Annotated in this window: 14 protein-coding genes; 2 read left to right on the forward strand and 12 right to left on the reverse strand. The window is 35.8% G+C overall.

The genetic code is table 11. The features are described from left to right. Window positions 1-31: 31 nt before the first annotated feature. Window positions 32-2,341 carry an ABC transporter permease gene (locus tag BVU_RS17270; RefSeq protein WP_012055715.1) on the reverse strand — a complete coding sequence of 770 codons (2,310 nt, stop codon included), beginning with the start codon at window positions 2,339-2,341 and terminating at the stop codon, window positions 32-34. 321 nt (window positions 2,342-2,662) lie between these two features. On the opposite strand from BVU_RS17270, the gene BVU_RS17275 reads away from it, so the two are divergent. Together BVU_RS17275 and BVU_RS17280 are read left to right on the forward strand one after the other, a co-directional pair. After that, on the forward strand, window positions 2,663-4,768 hold the full coding sequence (locus BVU_RS17275) for a M3 family metallopeptidase (protein ID WP_012055716.1): 2,106 nt from the start codon (window positions 2,663-2,665) through the stop codon (window positions 4,766-4,768). 180 nt (window positions 4,769-4,948) lie between these two features. After that, window positions 4,949-6,109 carry an acyltransferase gene (locus BVU_RS17280; RefSeq protein WP_005852613.1) on the forward strand — a complete coding sequence of 387 codons (1,161 nt, stop codon included), beginning with the start codon at window positions 4,949-4,951 and terminating at the stop codon, window positions 6,107-6,109. A 106-nt stretch (window positions 6,110-6,215) separates the two neighbouring features. Here BVU_RS17280 and BVU_RS17285 read toward each other — a convergent pair whose 3' ends face one another. The 11 genes from BVU_RS17285 to BVU_RS17335 form a co-directional block, all read right to left on the reverse strand. Then, window positions 6,216-7,025, reverse strand: coding sequence for a YjbH domain-containing protein (locus BVU_RS17285; RefSeq protein ID WP_049764375.1), 810 nt, complete (start codon window positions 7,023-7,025; stop codon window positions 6,216-6,218). Window positions 7,026-7,210: 185 nt separating this feature from the next. Beyond that, complete coding sequence (locus BVU_RS17290; protein ID WP_012055718.1) at window positions 7,211-7,924, reverse strand: WecB/TagA/CpsF family glycosyltransferase; 714 nt, start codon at window positions 7,922-7,924, stop codon at window positions 7,211-7,213. Window positions 7,925-7,932: 8 nt separating this feature from the next. After that, entirely contained in the window at window positions 7,933-9,027 is a 1,095-nt protein-coding gene (locus tag BVU_RS17295) for a glycosyltransferase (protein ID WP_012055719.1), read from the reverse strand. Between the two features lies 1 nt (window position 9,028). Further along, window positions 9,029-10,858, reverse strand: a complete 1,830-nt coding sequence (locus BVU_RS17300) for a glycosyl transferase (RefSeq protein WP_229035929.1) — start codon at window positions 10,856-10,858, stop codon at window positions 9,029-9,031. A gap of 83 nt (window positions 10,859-10,941) precedes the next feature. Next, window positions 10,942-11,847, reverse strand: a complete 906-nt coding sequence (locus tag BVU_RS17305) for an IS982 family transposase (protein ID WP_016270147.1) — start codon at window positions 11,845-11,847, stop codon at window positions 10,942-10,944. A gap of 204 nt (window positions 11,848-12,051) precedes the next feature. Continuing rightward, window positions 12,052-13,086, reverse strand: coding sequence for a glycosyltransferase (locus tag BVU_RS17310; RefSeq protein WP_012055721.1), 1,035 nt, complete (start codon window positions 13,084-13,086; stop codon window positions 12,052-12,054). After that, window positions 13,067-13,801: an acyltransferase gene (locus BVU_RS17315; RefSeq protein WP_007835154.1), complete on the reverse strand. Its 735-nt coding sequence runs from the start codon at window positions 13,799-13,801 to the stop codon at window positions 13,067-13,069. The genes BVU_RS17310 and BVU_RS17315 overlap by 20 nt, the downstream gene beginning before the upstream one ends. 78 nt (window positions 13,802-13,879) lie before the next feature. Beyond that, window positions 13,880-14,707 (reverse strand): alpha-1,2-fucosyltransferase, encoded by an 828-nt coding sequence (locus BVU_RS17320; RefSeq protein ID WP_007835151.1) that lies wholly within the window; start codon window positions 14,705-14,707, stop codon window positions 13,880-13,882. Between the two features lie 18 nt (window positions 14,708-14,725). Beyond that, window positions 14,726-15,982 carry an O-antigen ligase family protein gene (locus tag BVU_RS17325; protein ID WP_227191494.1) on the reverse strand — a complete coding sequence of 419 codons (1,257 nt, stop codon included), beginning with the start codon at window positions 15,980-15,982 and terminating at the stop codon, window positions 14,726-14,728. Window positions 15,983-16,039: 57 nt separating this feature from the next. After that, window positions 16,040-16,930 (reverse strand): glycosyltransferase family 2 protein, encoded by an 891-nt coding sequence (locus tag BVU_RS17330; RefSeq protein WP_007835148.1) that lies wholly within the window; start codon window positions 16,928-16,930, stop codon window positions 16,040-16,042. A gap of 27 nt (window positions 16,931-16,957) precedes the next feature. After that, window positions 16,958-18,520 (reverse strand): lipopolysaccharide biosynthesis protein, encoded by a 1,563-nt coding sequence (locus BVU_RS17335; RefSeq protein WP_012055722.1) that lies wholly within the window; start codon window positions 18,518-18,520, stop codon window positions 16,958-16,960. Window positions 18,521-18,884: the final 364 nt, after the last annotated feature.

Consider the following 18,884-nt stretch of genomic DNA (forward strand, 5'->3'; position numbering starts at 1 on the left):
AATAAATTTTAATTGTTTGTTCTATTGATCTTTATTCTGATTTAATACTCTTTACTGGATTCTCATTGGCAATGCGCCATGTTTTGGAAATGACACAACTGACAATCAATATCAAGACCACGATAGCTACACATACATAATAAGGAACAAGCGAACCTACAGTCACAGCAAACTGTTCCATCCATAAACCACCTACATACCATGCCCCTAGTGTACCTGCGACTACAGCCGGGAAAGAAATCCAAAGAACATCTTGCACCAACATTTCCAATATCGCAAATGACTCAGCTCCATTCACTTTACGAATAGCAATTTCTTTCGAACGTCGCTGTAATTCATCATTAATATAGCCTATCAGTCCCATCAAAGTAATAAACAAGATGGCAATTGCCGCCAATAAAGTCGCATTACGAAATACACGAACGGAATTATAACTATCCGCCATTTTTTGTTCCAAGCTTTCAAAGCCGACTGTTTGATTAGGAAAAGCTTCGGCAGCATCACGCTTCAGTTTCTGAAGATTCTCACCAAAGGGTTCCTTCAGACGGAGATAAACAAGATCAGCCAAATCTTTGGGATGATGATGCAAGACAAACGGTTTCAGCTCTGAGTAGAATCCGCCAATATTAAAATCTTTAATCACACCTACTATTTTGACACGGCCTTCTTCTGTCTGTATACTCTTACCTAAAACATCTTTTCCCCAATGCATTCTCCGTACAAATTCCTCATTCACTGCCACCTCACCGGATTCACGAGGCACACGCCCTTGCTGTATGACCATTCCCATAAAAGCTACATAATTCTCCTGAGTAAAATCATAACGGCTGGAAAAAAGACTCGTTCCTTTCTCATCCGGTATCATCTGCCCGCTATATCCATTAGACGGATAGCTAGTTGCCGAAGTCAATGCTTCCACGTATGGAAGCCCCTCATAAAAGTGACGGGCAGCAAGCCGGGCTTTAGCATCCGGTGCATTATTAACGCCAATCACTACCCGCTCAGGATTATAACCCGGATCTTTATTAATAACATAATGATACTGGAGCATCACTACACACATCAATCCACATATAAAAGCCACTCCTGCAAATTGGATAAACAATAACGGACGTTTCCATCCTTTCTTACCCTCTGTATAACGCCGGAAAACCTGTGTGACCGGTATCTTTGAAAAAATTCGTCCCGGCAGCACACCACCAATGAGGAATAAGACAGCAGTCACTCCAAAAGGCACCCAAATACGTTCCACCGCAAAAAGAGACTCCAGTTTAGCAGCTGTAGTATCTTCCACAAATTCCCGGAAATTAAACATTAAAAAAACCATCAAAAACAATGAAAGCAAAATAATAATACCGGTTTCCCACATAAACATACCAAAAACAGTACCCGTTCCCGCTCCGCTGCATTTATGAACACCAATACTTTTGGCACGCCGGCTCAATGAAGAAATAGAAATCAACACATAATTCAATGTCGTGATAAACAAAATAGATATACCTAAAATAAGCATAATATTACGCATTCTTTTCACTTCATCATATCCACGGTACGTATCCCGAACAGGTTTTGCCATGACAGTGATTCCCAACTTATCACTTCTGGGAATATGTTGCTGTACTACCATATCAATACGCTTGTTCAATTCATCCAAATCAATATCCTGCTTCAACCGGATATATTCTTTCCAGCTGTCCCCACCGTCCCATGAATAATTTCCTATCCGGCGGCTCCAGATAGAAGGCAAGGAAATGACAGCCTTCGGTCGCATAGTACAATTCTCAGGTAAAGCAGCATACGTTCCTTTGACTGTCAACTCAATTTCCTTATTGAAACTAATTATTTTACCAATCGGGTTCTCACCGCCAAACATTTTATCCGCCAAATCTTTACTCAGGAAAATTACATCTTTTTGCTGCAATTCACGTACCGGATCACCACTCAAGACCTCAATACCCATTGTCTGAAAAAACAATGAATCAGCAGCAACTTTAAAATCATCAAAGCGGACACTCCCGTTATAAATAGGTGCCGAAACCGGCCACGAGCCTGTACTTGCCGCCGATTCCACAATTTCCGGCATTGCATCCAGTATGCCTCCGGCAGCTGCACCGATAATGAACTCACTCGGAGGAAAAGGCTCTCCATTTACTGTCCATATATTCCACAACTGGTATAATTTATCATGATCCTTAAAACAAGTATCAAAACTCTGCTCATACACAACTCTTGAGAAAAGCAGAATACTCATAGTCAGGCCCAAGCCTAACGAAACGACTTTTATAATATTAGCTCCACGTCCATGTATCAAAGCCTGAATGACATAATAAATCTGTTTCATATTTCGTGTTTTTAATTATTATTATTTTAAAAGAGAGAAGTCCCGTTTCACAACGTTACTTCCCATAAAGTGTATAAGAAACTAAAGTTTCTATAATTCGTTCTCTATAATATAAATGCCAAAACCGTGCCACGCAAACAAATGACTGATTAACAACACATTGCAAAATAACAAAAAGAAACAGTCTGTCTAATTATTAGACAATAATGTATGATAATTAGACAGACTATGAAAACAAACAAATAGTTCTACGCTTCAAACTTATTGGAATTTGCCTTATTTTACTATCTTTGCATTATCACCTATATAAAACAAATTATTATGAAACACATTCTTTTGGCAGCCTGTGCGGTTGCCATATTAAGCGGTTGCGGTTCGCAAGGGAAACAGGCAGCCCCTACCGAAAATCCATTCCTTTCAGAGTACACAACTCCCTTCCAGGTTCCTCCTTTCGACCAAATCAAGATGGAACATTACAAACCCGCCTTTTTGCAGGGCATGGAAGAACAACAGAAAGAGATTGACGCTATAGTAAACAACCCCGAACCCGCCACTTTCCAGAATACCATTGCAGCACTGGATCAAAGCGGAGCGTTACTTCGTAAAGTCAGCACCGTATTCTACGGACTGAAAAGCGCCAATACCAATGATGAAATGGACGCACTGAGCCGTGAACTCTCTCCACTACAATCAAAACACAGCGATGACATCGCCTTAAATGAAAAACTTTTTGCACGTATTAAAGCTGTCTATGAAAATCCCGGCAATTTGGACAAAGAGCAAAAGAAGTTGTTGGAAGAAACCTATAAAGATTTTGTACGTGGAGGTGCCAACCTGGATGCCGACAGTCAAAAAAAACTGCGTGAATTAAATAGTGAGATTTCCATGTTACAGCTCACCTTCGGCCAAAATATGCAGAAGGAAACCAATGCTTTCCAATTGATCGTGGACAAAGAAGAAGACTTAGCCGGATTACCCCAAAACCTGATTGCCAGTGCTGCCGAAACAGCTAAAGAAGCAGGCATGGAAGGCAAATGGATTTTCACCCTGCATAATCCCAGCGTCATGCCTTTCCTGCAATATGCCGATAACCGAGACCTGCGTGAAAAGATATTCAAAGGATACATTAACAGAGGAAATAACGGAAATGAATACGACAACAAGGAAGTGGTACGCAAACTGCTCAAAGCCCGTCTGGAAAAAGCCAAGCTGATGGGATATGAAAACTATGCTTCCTTTGCACTGGAAGAACGTATGGCGAAAACACCGGATGCCGTATATAAATTATTAGACCAGATTTGGACACCTACTCTGTCCAAAGCCAAAGAAGAACTGGCAGATATCAATGCCGAAATAAAGAAAGACGGAAAAACCTTCACAGCCGAAGGTTGGGACTGGCGTTATTATGCAGACCGAGCCAAGAAAGCCAAATTCGACTTGGATGAAAATCAGGTACGTCCTTATCTGAAACTGGAAAACGTACGTGACGGTGTGTTCTATGTTGCCAACAAACTGTACGGTATCACTTTCACCCAGCTGGACAATCTTCCCCTCCCTCATCCCGATGCACAGGCATTCGAATGTAAGGACAAAGACGGTTCTCATCTAGGTGTACTCTATATGGACTTCTTTCCGCGTGCCAGCAAGAAAGGTGGCGCATGGTGCGGAAGCTATCGTTCACAGACCTACAAGGACGGCAAGAAAGTGGCTCCTGTAGTAACCGTGGTATGCAACTTTACCAAACCGGCAGCCGGACAACCCGCTTTGCTCAGTGCAGATGAAGCGAATACCTTGTTCCACGAATTCGGACACGCTTTACATAATCTTTTCAAAGATGTACATTATTATGGTGTGGCTAGTGTTCCGCGTGATTTTGTAGAACTGCCGTCACAGATAGATGAGCATTGGGCTTTTGAACCGGAGGTATTGAATGTATATGCCAAACATTATCAGACAGGTGAAGTTATTCCTGCCGGACTGGTTGAAAAAATGGACAAGAGTGGCAAATACGGACAAGGCTTCGCTACGGCTGAATATTTAGCTGCTTCCCTGCTGGATATGGATTATCATGTATTAAAAGAAATTCCCGATGATATGGACGTTATGCAGTTCGAAGCAGAAACATTAGGTAAGCGCGGATTGCTGAAACAAATTCCGTCACGCTATCGCACCACTTATTTCAACCACACCATGGGTGGTGGATATACTGCCGGTTACTATAGTTATATTTGGGCAGAAGTGCTGGATTGTGACGCATACGAGGCATACAAGGAAACAGGCGATATCTTTAATCAAGAAGTAGCAGGAAAGTTCCGCAAATATATCCTCACTCCCGGCTGCATTGACGATGCGATGGACATGTATGTCAATTTCCGTGGCAAAGAACCCGGTATTGATCCCTTGTTAAAGAACAGAGGACTAAAATAACCCTCTAACCCTAAATAGAATTCCTCCCCCTGCAAAAGACAAATGATTGTGACTCTTGCAGTGGGAGGATTCTCATTTTGTAGTATGATTGCGGATAGTTCTTTTTATTTTTTGTTCCAAAGCAAGAAATAATCCTCAGAGAAAGCGTACCTTTATGCCTGTCAAATCAAAAATTAAATTATGAATCAACCTATTGCTATGAACACCACAAGAAAACATGTGGTATGGCTGGATGTCGTTCGTTTGGTAGCCATGTTCACCGTAGTTTGCTGCCATAGTGCAGACCCGTTCAACTTTTACCCCGGCGAACCGCCAGCCAACATTGATGAAATCAAATTCTGGGGAGCCGCCTACGGAGCCTTTCTCCGTCCGTGTGTCCCACTGTTTGTCATGATTACAGGAGCATTGCTGCTCCCCGTACGTGGCGAAATATCCGCTTTCTACAAAAAAAGAATCAGCCGTGTATTCTGGCCGTTCCTTATCTGGAGTGTCATTTATAATTTATTTCCCTGGTTTACAGGATTGTTGGGACTTAATCCTGAAATAATCCTTGACTTTTTCCCTTATAGCGGTGAAGAAGCCGCCCGTCAGTCACTCAACGTATCATTGGGTTATATAGCAGAAATGCCTCTCAATTTCTCTTTATTAGACGTACATATGTGGTATATCTATCTGCTTATCGGATTATATCTATACCTTCCTATTTTCTCCGCATGGGTAGAAAAGGCCTCGGAGAAAGCCAAACTATGGTTTCTTGTCGCATGGGGAATAACCGGCTTGTTACCTTATTATTATCAGTTCGTATCCCCATACATTTGGGGAGGCTGTGCGTGGAACTCGTTCAATATGCTCTATTATTTTGCCGGATTCAACGGGTACTTGCTATTGGGACACTATCTGCGCAACCACGACTGGTCATGGAGTAAGACACTGTCAGTCTGTATCCCCATGTTTCTGGCAGGTTACATGGTCACATTCTTCGGTTTCCGCCACATGACCGCATTACCACAATGCACTGATGAAATGTTGGAACTGTTCTTCACCTATAATTCTTTGAATGTGATTATGATGACTATCCCCTTCTTCCTCATAGCCAAGAAAGTAAAAGTACGCTCAGAACTGATCCAGCGTATGCTGGCAAACTTGACCGTATGTGGTTTTGGCATCTATATGATACATTATTTTTTCACAGGTCCGGGTGTAGTCCTGATGCGCAATATCGGTGTTCCCGTGCCTTTACAAATTCCCGCTGCCGCAATCGTGGCATTTGGCGTATCGTGGCTGCTTGTGGTATTCATTCGTAAAATAAGCGGCAAGAATGCTAAATACATTGTAGGATAATAAAAACAGGACATACAAATATCGTTATATAAGAATAGCCGGAACTACTTTTTCCAAGTGATTCCGGCTATTCTTATAATGCTTCATCCACTAGAAATCAAGTCAGTTATTTGAGATGTAATTTAAAGAATATACCTCCGCTAAAAAATTTACCGTCATTCAGTTCAGCAATAAGATTGATATGGTCTTTCCATATTGAATAAGTTCCACCCACATTCACAGTATAAGTTGCTGTATGCAGATCTTCCGCATGTCCGGGACACACTTCCGCCATCAGATTAAATCCATTCAGAGCTTTCTGCCAGAAACCTTCGCCCTTCATGCCAAAATGAAAGTTTACCCCTGCAGCAAGACGGCTATAATGCACATCACTCATAGCTTTACCGATAACCCAAGCTACATGCCCCCCCACTGTACCTATTCCACTAAATTCAACATGTTTCGTTGCCGCCAGATAATAACGTGTCAAGTAATTGTGGTTTCCGCTACCACCGCCCCCCCAATCTATGTCTCCACCTCCATTTGAAGAATGGCTTCCCGGATCATTCGCACCAATCACTATCTGAGGCGTCCAAGCCTTCCACCAGCCTTCTTTCCATGCCCTCAACCGGAAATGAAACGATCTGTCCTGATTGGTAAACCTGCCCCAAGTTTGCTGAGGCCAATAAGAAGAACCATGTATCCCCTTTACCAACGTACAAGTATATGCTACTTCCAGCCAAGGAAACAAAGTACAATTTATATAATAGTTATAGGTATAGGGATGATATTCACTTCTCACCCAATATCGGGAAAGTATATTTACATCAAGCATATTTCCTCCCAGCATAACGGTTTTATCTTTCTGCATAACGGCAGTAGGTGCATGAAGTAGTCCTGTAGTACCATAAAAAGCCTGCCCTTTGATAACATTCATTCCTCCAAAGAGTCCCCCCAGAAATATTAGAGTTCTTAATTTCACTATTCTATGAATTTTAATTTATATTTGCAGCATGAAAACAGATGTATTAAAAATACTCGGAAAAATTATTCCTACTGCTATCTTCGTCCTGTTGTTGCCATTCTCCATTATTTACATGGCAATAAGCAAAGTCTGCTCTTTCATCCGAAAATTCTTTCCCCGATAAAGCGTACCGGAAACAAGAATGCAGCTTGCAGATATCTTGTACGTGTATGTTTCTCCTTATACATTCTATAAACGAAACGCAAATTCATCTTATCAACCCAGTTCGGATAATAGTGCATCCTATTCATTGCCGTTTGGTGAACAAAGCCACCACACGTAAAGCCGATGCCTTGGTAACCCATCTTTTTTACCTTAAGCAGAAACTTTTCCTGCATCAAGGCCCCCATACCTACTATCAGAAAATCCGGATTTAATTCGACTATATGAGAAGCTTCCTTATTCATTTCAGCATCCGAAGAGAAATATCCGTTCCTGAACCCTGCAATGCGTAACTCCGGATACTGCTCTTGAAATATCCTCACAGAACACTCCACTTGTTCTTGACCCGAGGCTACGATATAGAGCGTTTTACGGCTTTCCATGAGATAATTCAACAATTCGGGAGCAAGGGAGGTCATATCAAAGCTACGTCTGGTCACTCGCTTTCCGTATACTAATCTTATGGCAGAAACCAGTAAAGAGCCATCGGCAAAAATACCATCGAATTGTTCAAATAGGGATTTGTTTTCTAAAGCTATGAGGTAAGATACGGGGTTGAGAAAGGTGTAAATTCTGTTTTTCGTTTCGAAAAGTTCGGGAGACGTCCATTTCTCTGTTTGCAAAATGTGATTGACTAAGAGAGATGTCATATTTTATACTACAAGTTTTTGTAAATTCTCATGAGGTTTTCCGCCTCCGTTTCTATATTATAACCCGCTTTAGTGATAAGTTCAGTATTTCTTTCGCAACGTTCTTGACGAGACAATTCGTATTTAACATTACCGAGATATTCCGCCCAATAGTCAGCACCTTTACTTAAAGGTAATTGAATTACATCTTCACCTATGTTTACCATTTTAGTTACAGCATCCGAAATAATGCATGGTAGACCTGATGCCTGTGCTTCTACCACAGACAATGGCATACCTTCATAAATAGAAGGAAAAAGGAAAATATCCATTGCTTGTAACAATTCAGGGATATCAGAACGCAATCCAGCCAATATCACACAATCATTCACTTTGTTCTTATCTATCGCCGCTTCTACAAGATGACGTAACTCACCATCACCAATCAGCAATAATTTTGACTTTGGCTGCAAGGCATGATATTTAGCAAATACTTCAATAAGAAAGGAGTGATTTTTTGCTTCCATGAATATACCGATATGGCCTACCACATATTCATCATCTTTAAAACCAAAGACACACCGCATTGTCTTTCTTTTATCTACATTGAATATAAAAGGTTCCACTTTGATAGCATTACGCAAAATAGTAAATTGTGTTTCACCATAAAGCCATTCACCAGCTTCAATAGAACAAGCTATAGCCTGAGTGAACGAACGCCTATATCCAGGCAACAATAATTTATTTAAAATTTTATGTTGGCAACAACTAGAATGATTATGTATAATTCTTGCCTTTATACCTAACCATTTTGCAATTTGTAATTCCAAAACAGCTGTAGCACTGTTTCCATGTATATGAACAATGTCATAACTTCCTTTATACATTATGCGACATAATGCCATTATATAACGAAATAATTGCTTCTGCCGATGTGGCAAATGAATGATTCCACACCCTAGAGATTTGAATTTATCTATAACATCATTGTTTTCTTGTACCGTTACCACTATATCAATTTTATAATCACTGCTTCGCTGTAAGACTGAAATATAATTGAATATATGAGTAGTTATGCCACCTAGATCCAAACCATTTAAATTCTCAACAAGTATTCTTGTCATTTTAGTTTCTGTTTTTCAATATTTTATAAAGTTTAAAGTATGGAAAAGGAATTTTAAGCAAGCATTTTAAAAAACCTATTTTCCATTTACTAGACAATAAATCATTTTTTAAACATCGAGGATTAAACACATAATAAATAAACGACTTACTAGAAACTAATGAAAAAGTCTCTCCCTCATCAAAAAATCTAAATTTTGCCAACATCTTTAAATCCTTTCGAGAAGGAGATAATCCCACTGCTTTTAAATTCGCAAACAACACATCCGGAGTGAAAGGAATATATTTTACAAACTCTATTGCTTCTATATCATTAATGAAATCTAGAGCTGCTGACTGAATTTTTTCTACAATATAATACTCCTCTTGTAATTCGCCATTCATTTGATATTCATAATCATATCTCTCTGCCACAAGCCATTCATTTTTGTCACGAATATAGTTTTTTACAGATCCTTTTTGCTCTAAAAACAATGTTTCATAAAGCCCAACAAACGGACTTCGTTTATCCACACTGTTTACATTATTATAAAAATCGAACAAATATCCATGTAATGATAGTTTTCCATCATTCATATTTCGTTTATAATAATCAGCTACCCCTGTATAATAACCTAAAATTTCATTTTCTATACCTATTATTCCCAGTGACTTTTGAAGAAATCTCTGCATACCACCTGACCACCCTATATCCACAACTGCAAAACGTCCTTCAACGTGCATTTGCTTCATATATTCACACATTAAGACAAATTCTTTTTTTGAGTTTAAAATAATCTCATTCTGCAACTCATTATATAAAAGCATTAATCTATTTTCTTCCAATATGGTATTTCTATAGAAATAAGAATTTAAATCATATCCATATTTTCTAACTAAAGCTATATGATCAATAATATTTAATCCAACTCCATCAAATATTGACTTCAATGATATCCTTTTGGAAGGTGACAGCATGGTCAATAAATTAATAAATGATGGATCATTCCACAAAATGGGTACTCGCAAACTCCTTCTCGATACTTCTAAATAATAACTTTTCAGCCTCTCATCTTTGTTAACAATATCGAATGCTTTTTTCATGATAAGCCCATCACGAGCAAAAAAATAAATCTTATTAAGATCTTCTTTTTGAAAATTTTTAATTAGCCAATGAATATATCCCCATAATAAAGGACCCAAACATCTATAGCCCAAATATTTAAAATAATCCTCTTTTGTTTGACACATATAATCAATGACATTATTTAATAGGGATAAATAGCTTGTATTATCTACTTTTGACTTTGTAAGAGTTATCATAGTTGTATGTATACCCATTATCTTTGGTCTAATAAAATCAGACTTTAGTGTGTCTCCAATATGAACTAATTGACAAGGTTTTAGATTTTCTTTATCTAAGATATAACGAAACAAAGCCCCTGTTCTTTTAGTTCTTTTTATAGATGAAGAAAGATAAAGTTTTTCATAACCTGTAATGCCACAATGACTTAAAATATCCTTTATTATATCTTCAGGAAGATACATATCTGATGTTATTATTACTTTTTTTCCATTCTTAAGGCATTCATTAAAAAGACCGACAATAGATTTATTGGGAATACAAACTTCGTACTCCGTCTTCAATTCTAGGTTTTTCAATTCTTCATTTATAGCTGGACTAAATTCTATAAAATTATAAATTTCATCGATTGAAACTTCTTCTATTATTTTTTTCCTAGCCTTAAGTTCGGCATTTATCCTCAATTCCTTAAAACCTCTTATTTTCTCATTACTGGTACCATGTAAACTGTTATACCTCAATTCAACTATATCAAACACATCTGTAGGCAAGGAAACATATCTTTTTACTAATGTATCAAATATGTCAAAAGATACACAATCATGTTTTAATATAACGTGAGTTCGAAATAAAATCAAAAAATAGCAAGTTGTCCGTCATTGACAAACTTTACGTCAATGGCGGGCTTCTTTTCAAAAAAGCAGTATGCCGCGATAGCCGACAAGGAGTTGGCTATAAAGTTACTGAATGAACGATGTCTTGAGTGTTCAATCTGTGCGATGTTCTTCAGTTCGTCATTGACCGTTTCAATCAAGGCTCTTTTTCTTAGCAAAATCTTGTCGGCAATACTCATCAGTGAGTTCCTCATATTATTTTTAACTTTAGTAACAAGTTGTATGCCATTAAGGAAAAGGTTTTCAAACAGAGCCTGACCTATATATCCCTTGTCTGCACATAGTTTTCCTTTGATGTTTTCCAGAAACCTACCCTGTTTCAACGGTTCCCGGTCATCCACGTTTCCAGGCGTGAACATGAAATTGAGGATTTCACCCTTGTCATTGATTATCAGATGCAGCTTGAATCCGAAGAACCATCCCATAGAACATCTTCCACGCTCGGCAAGCCCTTCAAATGTCTTATGAATCAAGATTCTTTGGTTACGACATACACATAAGGGAGTGGAATCAACGAAACTGATGCCGGTACAAGTTCCCAGCAGTACTCTTTTGATGAATATGGTCATGGGAAGCAATACTTCCTTCTCCAGTTCCACAAAACGGTTATAAGAAACCTGACGAGGAAAAAGGTGTTTCAGATGTTTACAGACATACTCCTTGTAGTAATGCTTGAAACAACGGAAACCACCGGAGTGAAACAGGATTAGAATAACCATAATCTCTGCATCACTCATACGGTTGGGTTTGTTACGATGCATGGTCTTCATATCCTTAATCATATATTTTTCCTGTTGCAATGTAAATTCCTTGCAAAAATCATCGGCCATACAATAAATCTCTGTAACTTTAGACTCTGGAAACATAGTGGTAATCGTTTAAATGTTATAATTCAGCACTATAAATTTAATACTTTTATCGCTATGTTTCTAATTATAAGTGAAATATATTTATTCTTATTTCGAACTCACGTTAATATATATTTCAATTTATGATCCATATATAAGCCTCAATTGATTAGAGACCCTAATAAATAGGGAAATCTCGCTGATTAATATTTGGGGTTCTGACTAAGATTTAACAGATTTAAACAGTATCTTTAATAATAAAATGCATTTATATTTCAATAAAAAAAATACTATTCTATGCTTTAAATCCATTCGTTGATAAGGATAATTAGACAATAATTCTTGATATAGTTTTTCTTCTAATATTCTTTTGATCTTCTGATCTGTTTCACCAGCTAACACCATACGCATTACAGTATTACGAAGAAGAAAAAATACCGAGCGAAGATAATGCAAATAATATTTCTCTTCAGAGTAAATTTTTGCCAATCGCTCTTTTATTATCCGAGATAAATTTACCATTTTATGGTATTTGGCATCATCATAAGTATGAGAAAGCGAATATGGATTTACAACATAATAGTGCAAACAATCAGGCAGATAACATACACTCCTTACATGTGAAAGAAAATCAATATCAAAAATAATATCCTCGCTCACAAATTCACGTTCAGACACAAACTGTACTCTATGCTCCATAAAAATGCTATGACGATATATAGCATGCCCCACCGACATCATATAGCGAACATCATGATGATATTCAGGCAATGGAGCTATCATATCAAGCAAAAAATCATCAACAGCTTCACGCCCTCTGAAGATAACCTCCTCCTCTACATCTTTTCGAGGATAAATATGCTTTTTATCTTTATAAATATTGCAATTACAATAAACAACATCAATATCCTTGGCCTTTGCTTTTAAATATAACTGTTCATACATATTCACATCTACAAAATCATCGGAATCCAGAAATGCTATATATTCACCAGTAGCTATCTCCAACCCTGAATTACGGGCAAAGCCAAGACCTTCATTAATTTTATGAATCACCTTGATAATCGGCCAATGCAAATTATCTGACGCTGATTCATAATTATCACATAATGCAGGACTATTATCCGGTGAACCGTCATCCACTAGAATAATTTCTAATTCTTTCAGCGTTTGCCCAAGAAGCGATTGCATGCAACGATCAAGATATTTCTCCACATTATAAACAGGGACTATTATACTAACTTTCGGCTGTTTCATTCATTTTTTGATTTACATATTGAATAAAATCATCATAAGACGAAAATTTCGCCTTATGAGTAGATAACCAATCACCATAAGCTATACTTAACTGAGACCGAACAGGCACACCTTGACGTTCATATTCCTCTACATTTGAGGCATCTACAAAATAGATGAATTCTTCATATAATTCATGAGGCAAAGGATCTCGACCAAAATTCTTTTGAAAAGCCTTAACATGTTCCACAGCTTCCTGCAATCCTTTGACTTTCCGTTTTTGATAATATTCATCTAATGAACACACTACACGACAAGGAGCTCCTACCGCTACACTATTGGCAGGGATATCATGTGTTACAACACTGCCAGCACCTATAACACAGTTATCACCAATAGTAACACCACGTAATACAATGACATTTGTGCCAATATAAATATTCGAACCTATTTCCACTCTTCCTGAAGAATTCACAAAATCATGATATTTATTCCTAAAAACAAAGCTAGCCCAATCATGCGTCAATATCTGGAAATATGTATTCATATCAACATTACTACCAATGGAAACCAAGGCTGGCCTTGAAACATCGATTCTCGTAGTCAGCGGATCTCTAAAAATGCAACCATCACCAATTCTTATACCCAGTGAACGCAGATGAGCAATGTACGATCTGCTGTTTCGGCGATGCCAAATATCTAATATATGCGCTGTTATAGATGATAATTTTATCATATATTGAATTGTACAATGAATATTTAATATAAAAACCTATTAATATGTTACTTAGAGCATTTGAACATTGCCTATAAATTATACACGAATTTTTATCCATTCATTTGGCAAAGCTTCTAATTTTGAAAAATCAGTATTCACCCATCGGTCTGGAGTTATAATTATTTTTGCTGTCCTATTTAAATAAGCTGCCCAACATGAAAAGGTACTATTTGCCAAAATCATATTTTTAGCATGAGCCATCAGGTACATATCAAAGAAGCTGCGATCATCTCTATTATGTGATATGATTATTTTATTTCTTATATCAGCAAATTCTGTTTCCACATATAAACAATCATCAGAGAAAAAGAAAAAAAACGGTTCTTCCACCTCTTGTTCCATGAATTTAATTGCTTCCCGATAATATTTCGATGTACATATACCACCATAAATATGTATTAAATCTGTTTTCAAATAATCGCCACGACGAATATGCACTGAGATTGAATTACAGGTCTCCATTTTTTTAAGAAATTCCATGTTTTCCTTTCCTATAGGAAGTTCCGAGCGAAATTCAAAAATATTTATTTGTTTTATAATAGAATAATCTTGCCAATCTCCCCATTGAAAAAAATGTTTCATAGATTGAGGATAAACCCTATTACAAAATAACAATCTATAGCCATGATTATATAAAAAGCGATTCACACGATATAGAAGAATGCCCAATTTATTATATAAATAAGAAGTTGGAGGTAATTCTATATCAAACCATTTATCAATCTCTATCCCATTATGTGCCTTTAAACTATCAGGATATATTCCCAAAATTCTTTCTGAAGGATATTTCTTCTTCAAATATCTATAATAACTATACTGGAAAAGTTGGTTACCTAATCCTCCACCAAAAACAAAAAATTTCATTTCAATACTTCCATTTGTTCACCTATGAGTAGATGATATAACTATATTACACCACTTTAATTCAGAATCTCGACTCCAATAGTCCATTCTTAAAAAGATAACAACAAAAGTCATCAGAATATTTATATTTTCATCAATCGGAGCAGATAGAGATAAAAAAACAAAATATATAACAGGAAAAAGCACAGCAGTTTTCTGACATTTATAAATCAAAAAACAACATACTAATACAAGAAAAATAAACATTAAGCCACCCATTATTCCATAATCTATCAATAAAGAAAACCAAATACTTTCAGCACCTAATATTTCATAATTATTCTGTGTGGCAACATTCCACAAATATGAGCTCCCATTTCCCCATAATTCATTTTGCTCAAAAGCCCATAAAATAGATCCCCATTGCTCTAGTCTCATACCACTGCTACTACCTACGTCCATTTTGTTAGCAAATAAAGTAGAATAAATAAGAGTAAAATAGAATTTCCAAAAAAACAAACATGATACTAAAAACACACCTACTATTCTATAAAAAACTTTATACCTAAAAATATTTACACTCAATAAATAAGGCAGTATACCAATAAGAATGGCAACATACCCAGCCCTAGTCCCTGTAAGAATAGTGCATAATGGAAGGAAATATAATAGCTTTGTTACTTTATTTTTATTCAATGGATAATTATAATACCGACTACAAAAAAAGTAAAGATAAAAACACATACAACAATATAAAGCAAAAGGCTGATAATAAGAAAATATAGAATTACTTCGTTTAAAACCATATCTTTCCGCACCTTGGGCTATATATCCATGTACATCAAATAAGCTCAGCAATACGTCCTGAATAATATTCTTATTAAAAAGAACTTCTATAATAGAATAAACACAGGCAAATAACATACATCCACTAAGAAGTTGCAAACAATATATCATATATTTTCTAGAATCCAATGAATACCATAAAAACACGGGTAAAATGAAAAAGAAATATATGTTAGCAAAGGTCAGCATGTTATCAGGAGGATATAATGCCAAATAATTAGAAATTAAATAGCTGATTGAAGTTAAGACTGAAATAAGAATTAACGATATGGGATATTTTCCTTTTTTTGATCTATATATAACTAATCTTCTTTTTCTGCATTTCCGATAAACAAAAATACAAATAGCCACAACAGATGTCGGATAAATCAGGCGAAGACTAGTATTCCACAGAGTTAAATATATGAATATCTGCAAAATAACAACTATTTGTATGATACCTTTTTTCACATCTTTAAGAAGAACGAAACAAAAGTAGATGAATAGAAGAACAGATGGCATCTTTTATTATTTATTGTCTATTAGGAACATAGAATAGGCCTTTTTTTTCTCTTTTACAGGATTGAATCTATACAAGGGAATTGACAGCACAAAAAAAATTGCAAAAAGAATATCCCTATTATTTAAAGCTAATCGGAAACAACTCCAAAGTGCAGTATTATATCTTCTTATTTTACCATAGCACAAATATTGGTAAATTCTATACCTACTAGTAAATAGACTATACATTTTATCAAATGTTAGTTTAGATGTAGATATGTTTCCTTCCCGTGTATAATAAACATATATTTTATTTTTAATAACTTTTATATTAGTTGATCTATATCCAACTCTTACAGAAAATAAAGCATCATTTCCCTTTTCAATTTCCTCAAATTCTACATCCTCACAAATAAGTTCCTTTTTTATCATTTTATTCCATGGAGCCCATAAATAATACCGTATATTATTTATCATGTCTTTATGTCCTTCTAGATAAGATTTTATTTGTATAGAGATAATGTTATCACAATGTTCCATGGTCTTTTCTATGATATGATCACAGGCAAAATAAATTATATCATAATTACTATTCACATATTTATCCAAAACGTTCATTAAATCTGTTGTATAATGATCATCTGCATCAGGAAACAAAAACCATTTTCCCTTTGCATAAGTCAATCCTATATTCCTGGCATATCCCGCTCCCTTCCCTTCTTTTGTAAAATAAACCTCAACACATTTTTCATTTAAGCCTGGAAAACACTCAAAATTCACGATCTTAGGATCACTATTATCATCAACTATAATTATTTGGATATCATCACGTTTGGGAATTGAATCAATACATCGTTGAAGAAGATGTGGTACATTCCTATGAGGTATTATAAAAGAATAATTAATTTCTATTTCCATACGCACTAATACAAACTAAATATTAAATCATTTTTTTTGTTTATTTTTTCTCCGCTTTGATTCTAAAATGGTCACTAACTTTTGGTTTACCACATATCTTTCTGTTGATGAAAGACCGCATAAATAGGCAAGAGAAAATAAAATAAGTTCTAATATAAAACTTGAAAGAACAGCTGTAAAAAAACTATCCTGTTCCATCTTTTTATGTAAGATATAAGCTATACAATAGGTGATAAACACAATAAGTATATTTTTGCTAAAAATATGTGTCACATAGTATCTAATTTCATAGATGGGCAAGATTCTACTTATTAAAACTATCCGAATAAGTACCCCCAATAATGTAACAAATAATGATGCATAGAGAACTGAATATGGCGGATATCCAATTGATAACAATAAATAAGCTATCGGTAATTCTGTCAGCATAACAATACAAATTATTACTTGAAACCATTTGATTCTTCCCGTGGCTTGCATGGCTGTTGTTAATGGACTAGATATAGCATACAAAAGATTGCATACAATCGTTAATATCAGAAAAATATCCGTATATTGTGGAACTTCTACCAACCATAAATTTAATATATAGGTAATATTAATCATTATAGGCAGGGAAATGACAGCTAACAAATAAAATGAAAATCTACAACCTGCATATACTAACTCTTTAGATCTGTATAAGTCTCCTACTGCATACGATTTTGTTATTTGTGGATTCATCGCCATCATAAAATTAGCAGAAAAACTATTTATTAGCGAACCTACCTGAACTGATATTCCGCGTGCAGCATTAACAACTGTACCAAAAAATAGATTCAAGAGAATATTAGATAATTGATCTTTAAAAGAAAATCCTAAATTCCCAACCAAACTCCAACCAGCAAAGGCAAACATTTCCCTAAATTGTTCAATATTAAAGCTAAAAGTATAATGACACTCCTCAAAATGCCTTTTACAATAAAAGCAATATAAGGAACGTAAAAGCAATGCAACGCAAAATACCAAAATTGAATATACAATCAATTTATCATAAGATATAAATAACAGCAAATAGGCTATTGCTAACTTCAAACTAACTTCGAAGATACTAATATATGCAAATGCGCTCATTTTTTCGTGTGCCACAATAGAAGCATTATAAGGAACACTGATTACATTCACAGCAAATACGAATATAGATAATTGGAGTGTCCAATTGGCAGCCATCATTCTATCTGATGGAATATTCAGTTTGGTATTGAGGAACCAAACTCCTATTACTTCCGATAAAACAACAATAATAAACGCAATAGCTATGTGTATAGTTAAAGTCGTACAAAAAACATCTTTAAGTTTATGTAAATTTCCCTTTCCTAACTCATATGAAATAAAACGTTGTGAAGTTGCAATCATAGCCGAATTTAAGAAAGCAAATATTGTAACAATACCACCAACAAGATTGTATATGCCATAATCCTCTATTCCCAAACTTTCAAGTACAATACGACTTGTAAACAAACCTATTCCCATACTGAAAAGCATACGAAAATAAAGTAATAGAGTATTTTTAGCTATTCTTTTATTATTTTGCTGAGATAAAGCAGACATTTTCAATTATAAAAAAGCACATTAAAATATTATGTCTATAATAGACAAGTCCCGTAATATGTATCCTAATTCTATTAATATATTCAAATCACTTGAAAGATATATATCTTCCACCTGCAACATTACTAATCTTACACCCCACACATTAGTAACGTGTGGGGTGACACGTTACCAACCTTCCGGCATACACGTTACTAACCCTTAAAAGATCCTGTTCTTTTCCGAAAAGAACAAGGTCTTTAAAAAAAAGAACAGGACGTTTTCATTGAAAGAACAAGAGCTTTTAAAAATTTGACCTGTTATTTTTTCCATAACGGTATCTACATGCCGAAACGCCTTTTTTTTCCTTCAGATCTTTCAGCCA

The sequence above is a fragment of the Phocaeicola vulgatus ATCC 8482 genome, assembly GCF_000012825.1.
GTDB lineage: Bacteria > Bacteroidota > Bacteroidia > Bacteroidales > Bacteroidaceae > Phocaeicola > Phocaeicola vulgatus.

Excerpts from the sequence above, each read along its gene's own strand:
- BVU_RS17290 (WP_012055718.1), bottom strand. The coding sequence starts at position 7,924 with ATGACATCTCTCTTAGTCAATCACATTTTGCAAACAGAGAAATGGACG.
- BVU_RS17295 (WP_012055719.1), bottom strand. The coding sequence starts at position 9,027 with ATGACAAGAATACTTGTTGAGAATTTAAATGGTTTGGATCTAGGTGGC.
- BVU_RS17275 (WP_012055716.1), top strand. The coding sequence starts at position 2,663 with ATGAAACACATTCTTTTGGCAGCCTGTGCGGTTGCCATATTAAGCGGT.
- BVU_RS17330 (WP_007835148.1), bottom strand. The coding sequence starts at position 16,930 with ATGGAAATAGAAATTAATTATTCTTTTATAATACCTCATAGGAATGTA.
- BVU_RS17280 (WP_005852613.1), top strand. The coding sequence starts at position 4,949 with ATGAATCAACCTATTGCTATGAACACCACAAGAAAACATGTGGTATGG.
- BVU_RS17310 (WP_012055721.1), bottom strand. The coding sequence starts at position 13,086 with ATGAAACAGCCGAAAGTTAGTATAATAGTCCCTGTTTATAATGTGGAG.
- BVU_RS17305 (WP_016270147.1), bottom strand. The coding sequence starts at position 11,847 with ATGTTTCCAGAGTCTAAAGTTACAGAGATTTATTGTATGGCCGATGAT.
- BVU_RS17315 (WP_007835154.1), bottom strand. The coding sequence starts at position 13,801 with ATGATAAAATTATCATCTATAACAGCGCATATATTAGATATTTGGCAT.
- BVU_RS17335 (WP_012055722.1), bottom strand. The coding sequence starts at position 18,520 with ATGTCTGCTTTATCTCAGCAAAATAATAAAAGAATAGCTAAAAATACT.
- BVU_RS17285 (WP_049764375.1), bottom strand. The coding sequence starts at position 7,025 with ATGAATGTTATCAAAGGGCAGGCTTTTTATGGTACTACAGGACTACTT.
- BVU_RS17270 (WP_012055715.1), bottom strand. The coding sequence starts at position 2,341 with ATGAAACAGATTTATTATGTCATTCAGGCTTTGATACATGGACGTGGA.
- BVU_RS17320 (WP_007835151.1), bottom strand. The coding sequence starts at position 14,707 with ATGAAATTTTTTGTTTTTGGTGGAGGATTAGGTAACCAACTTTTCCAG.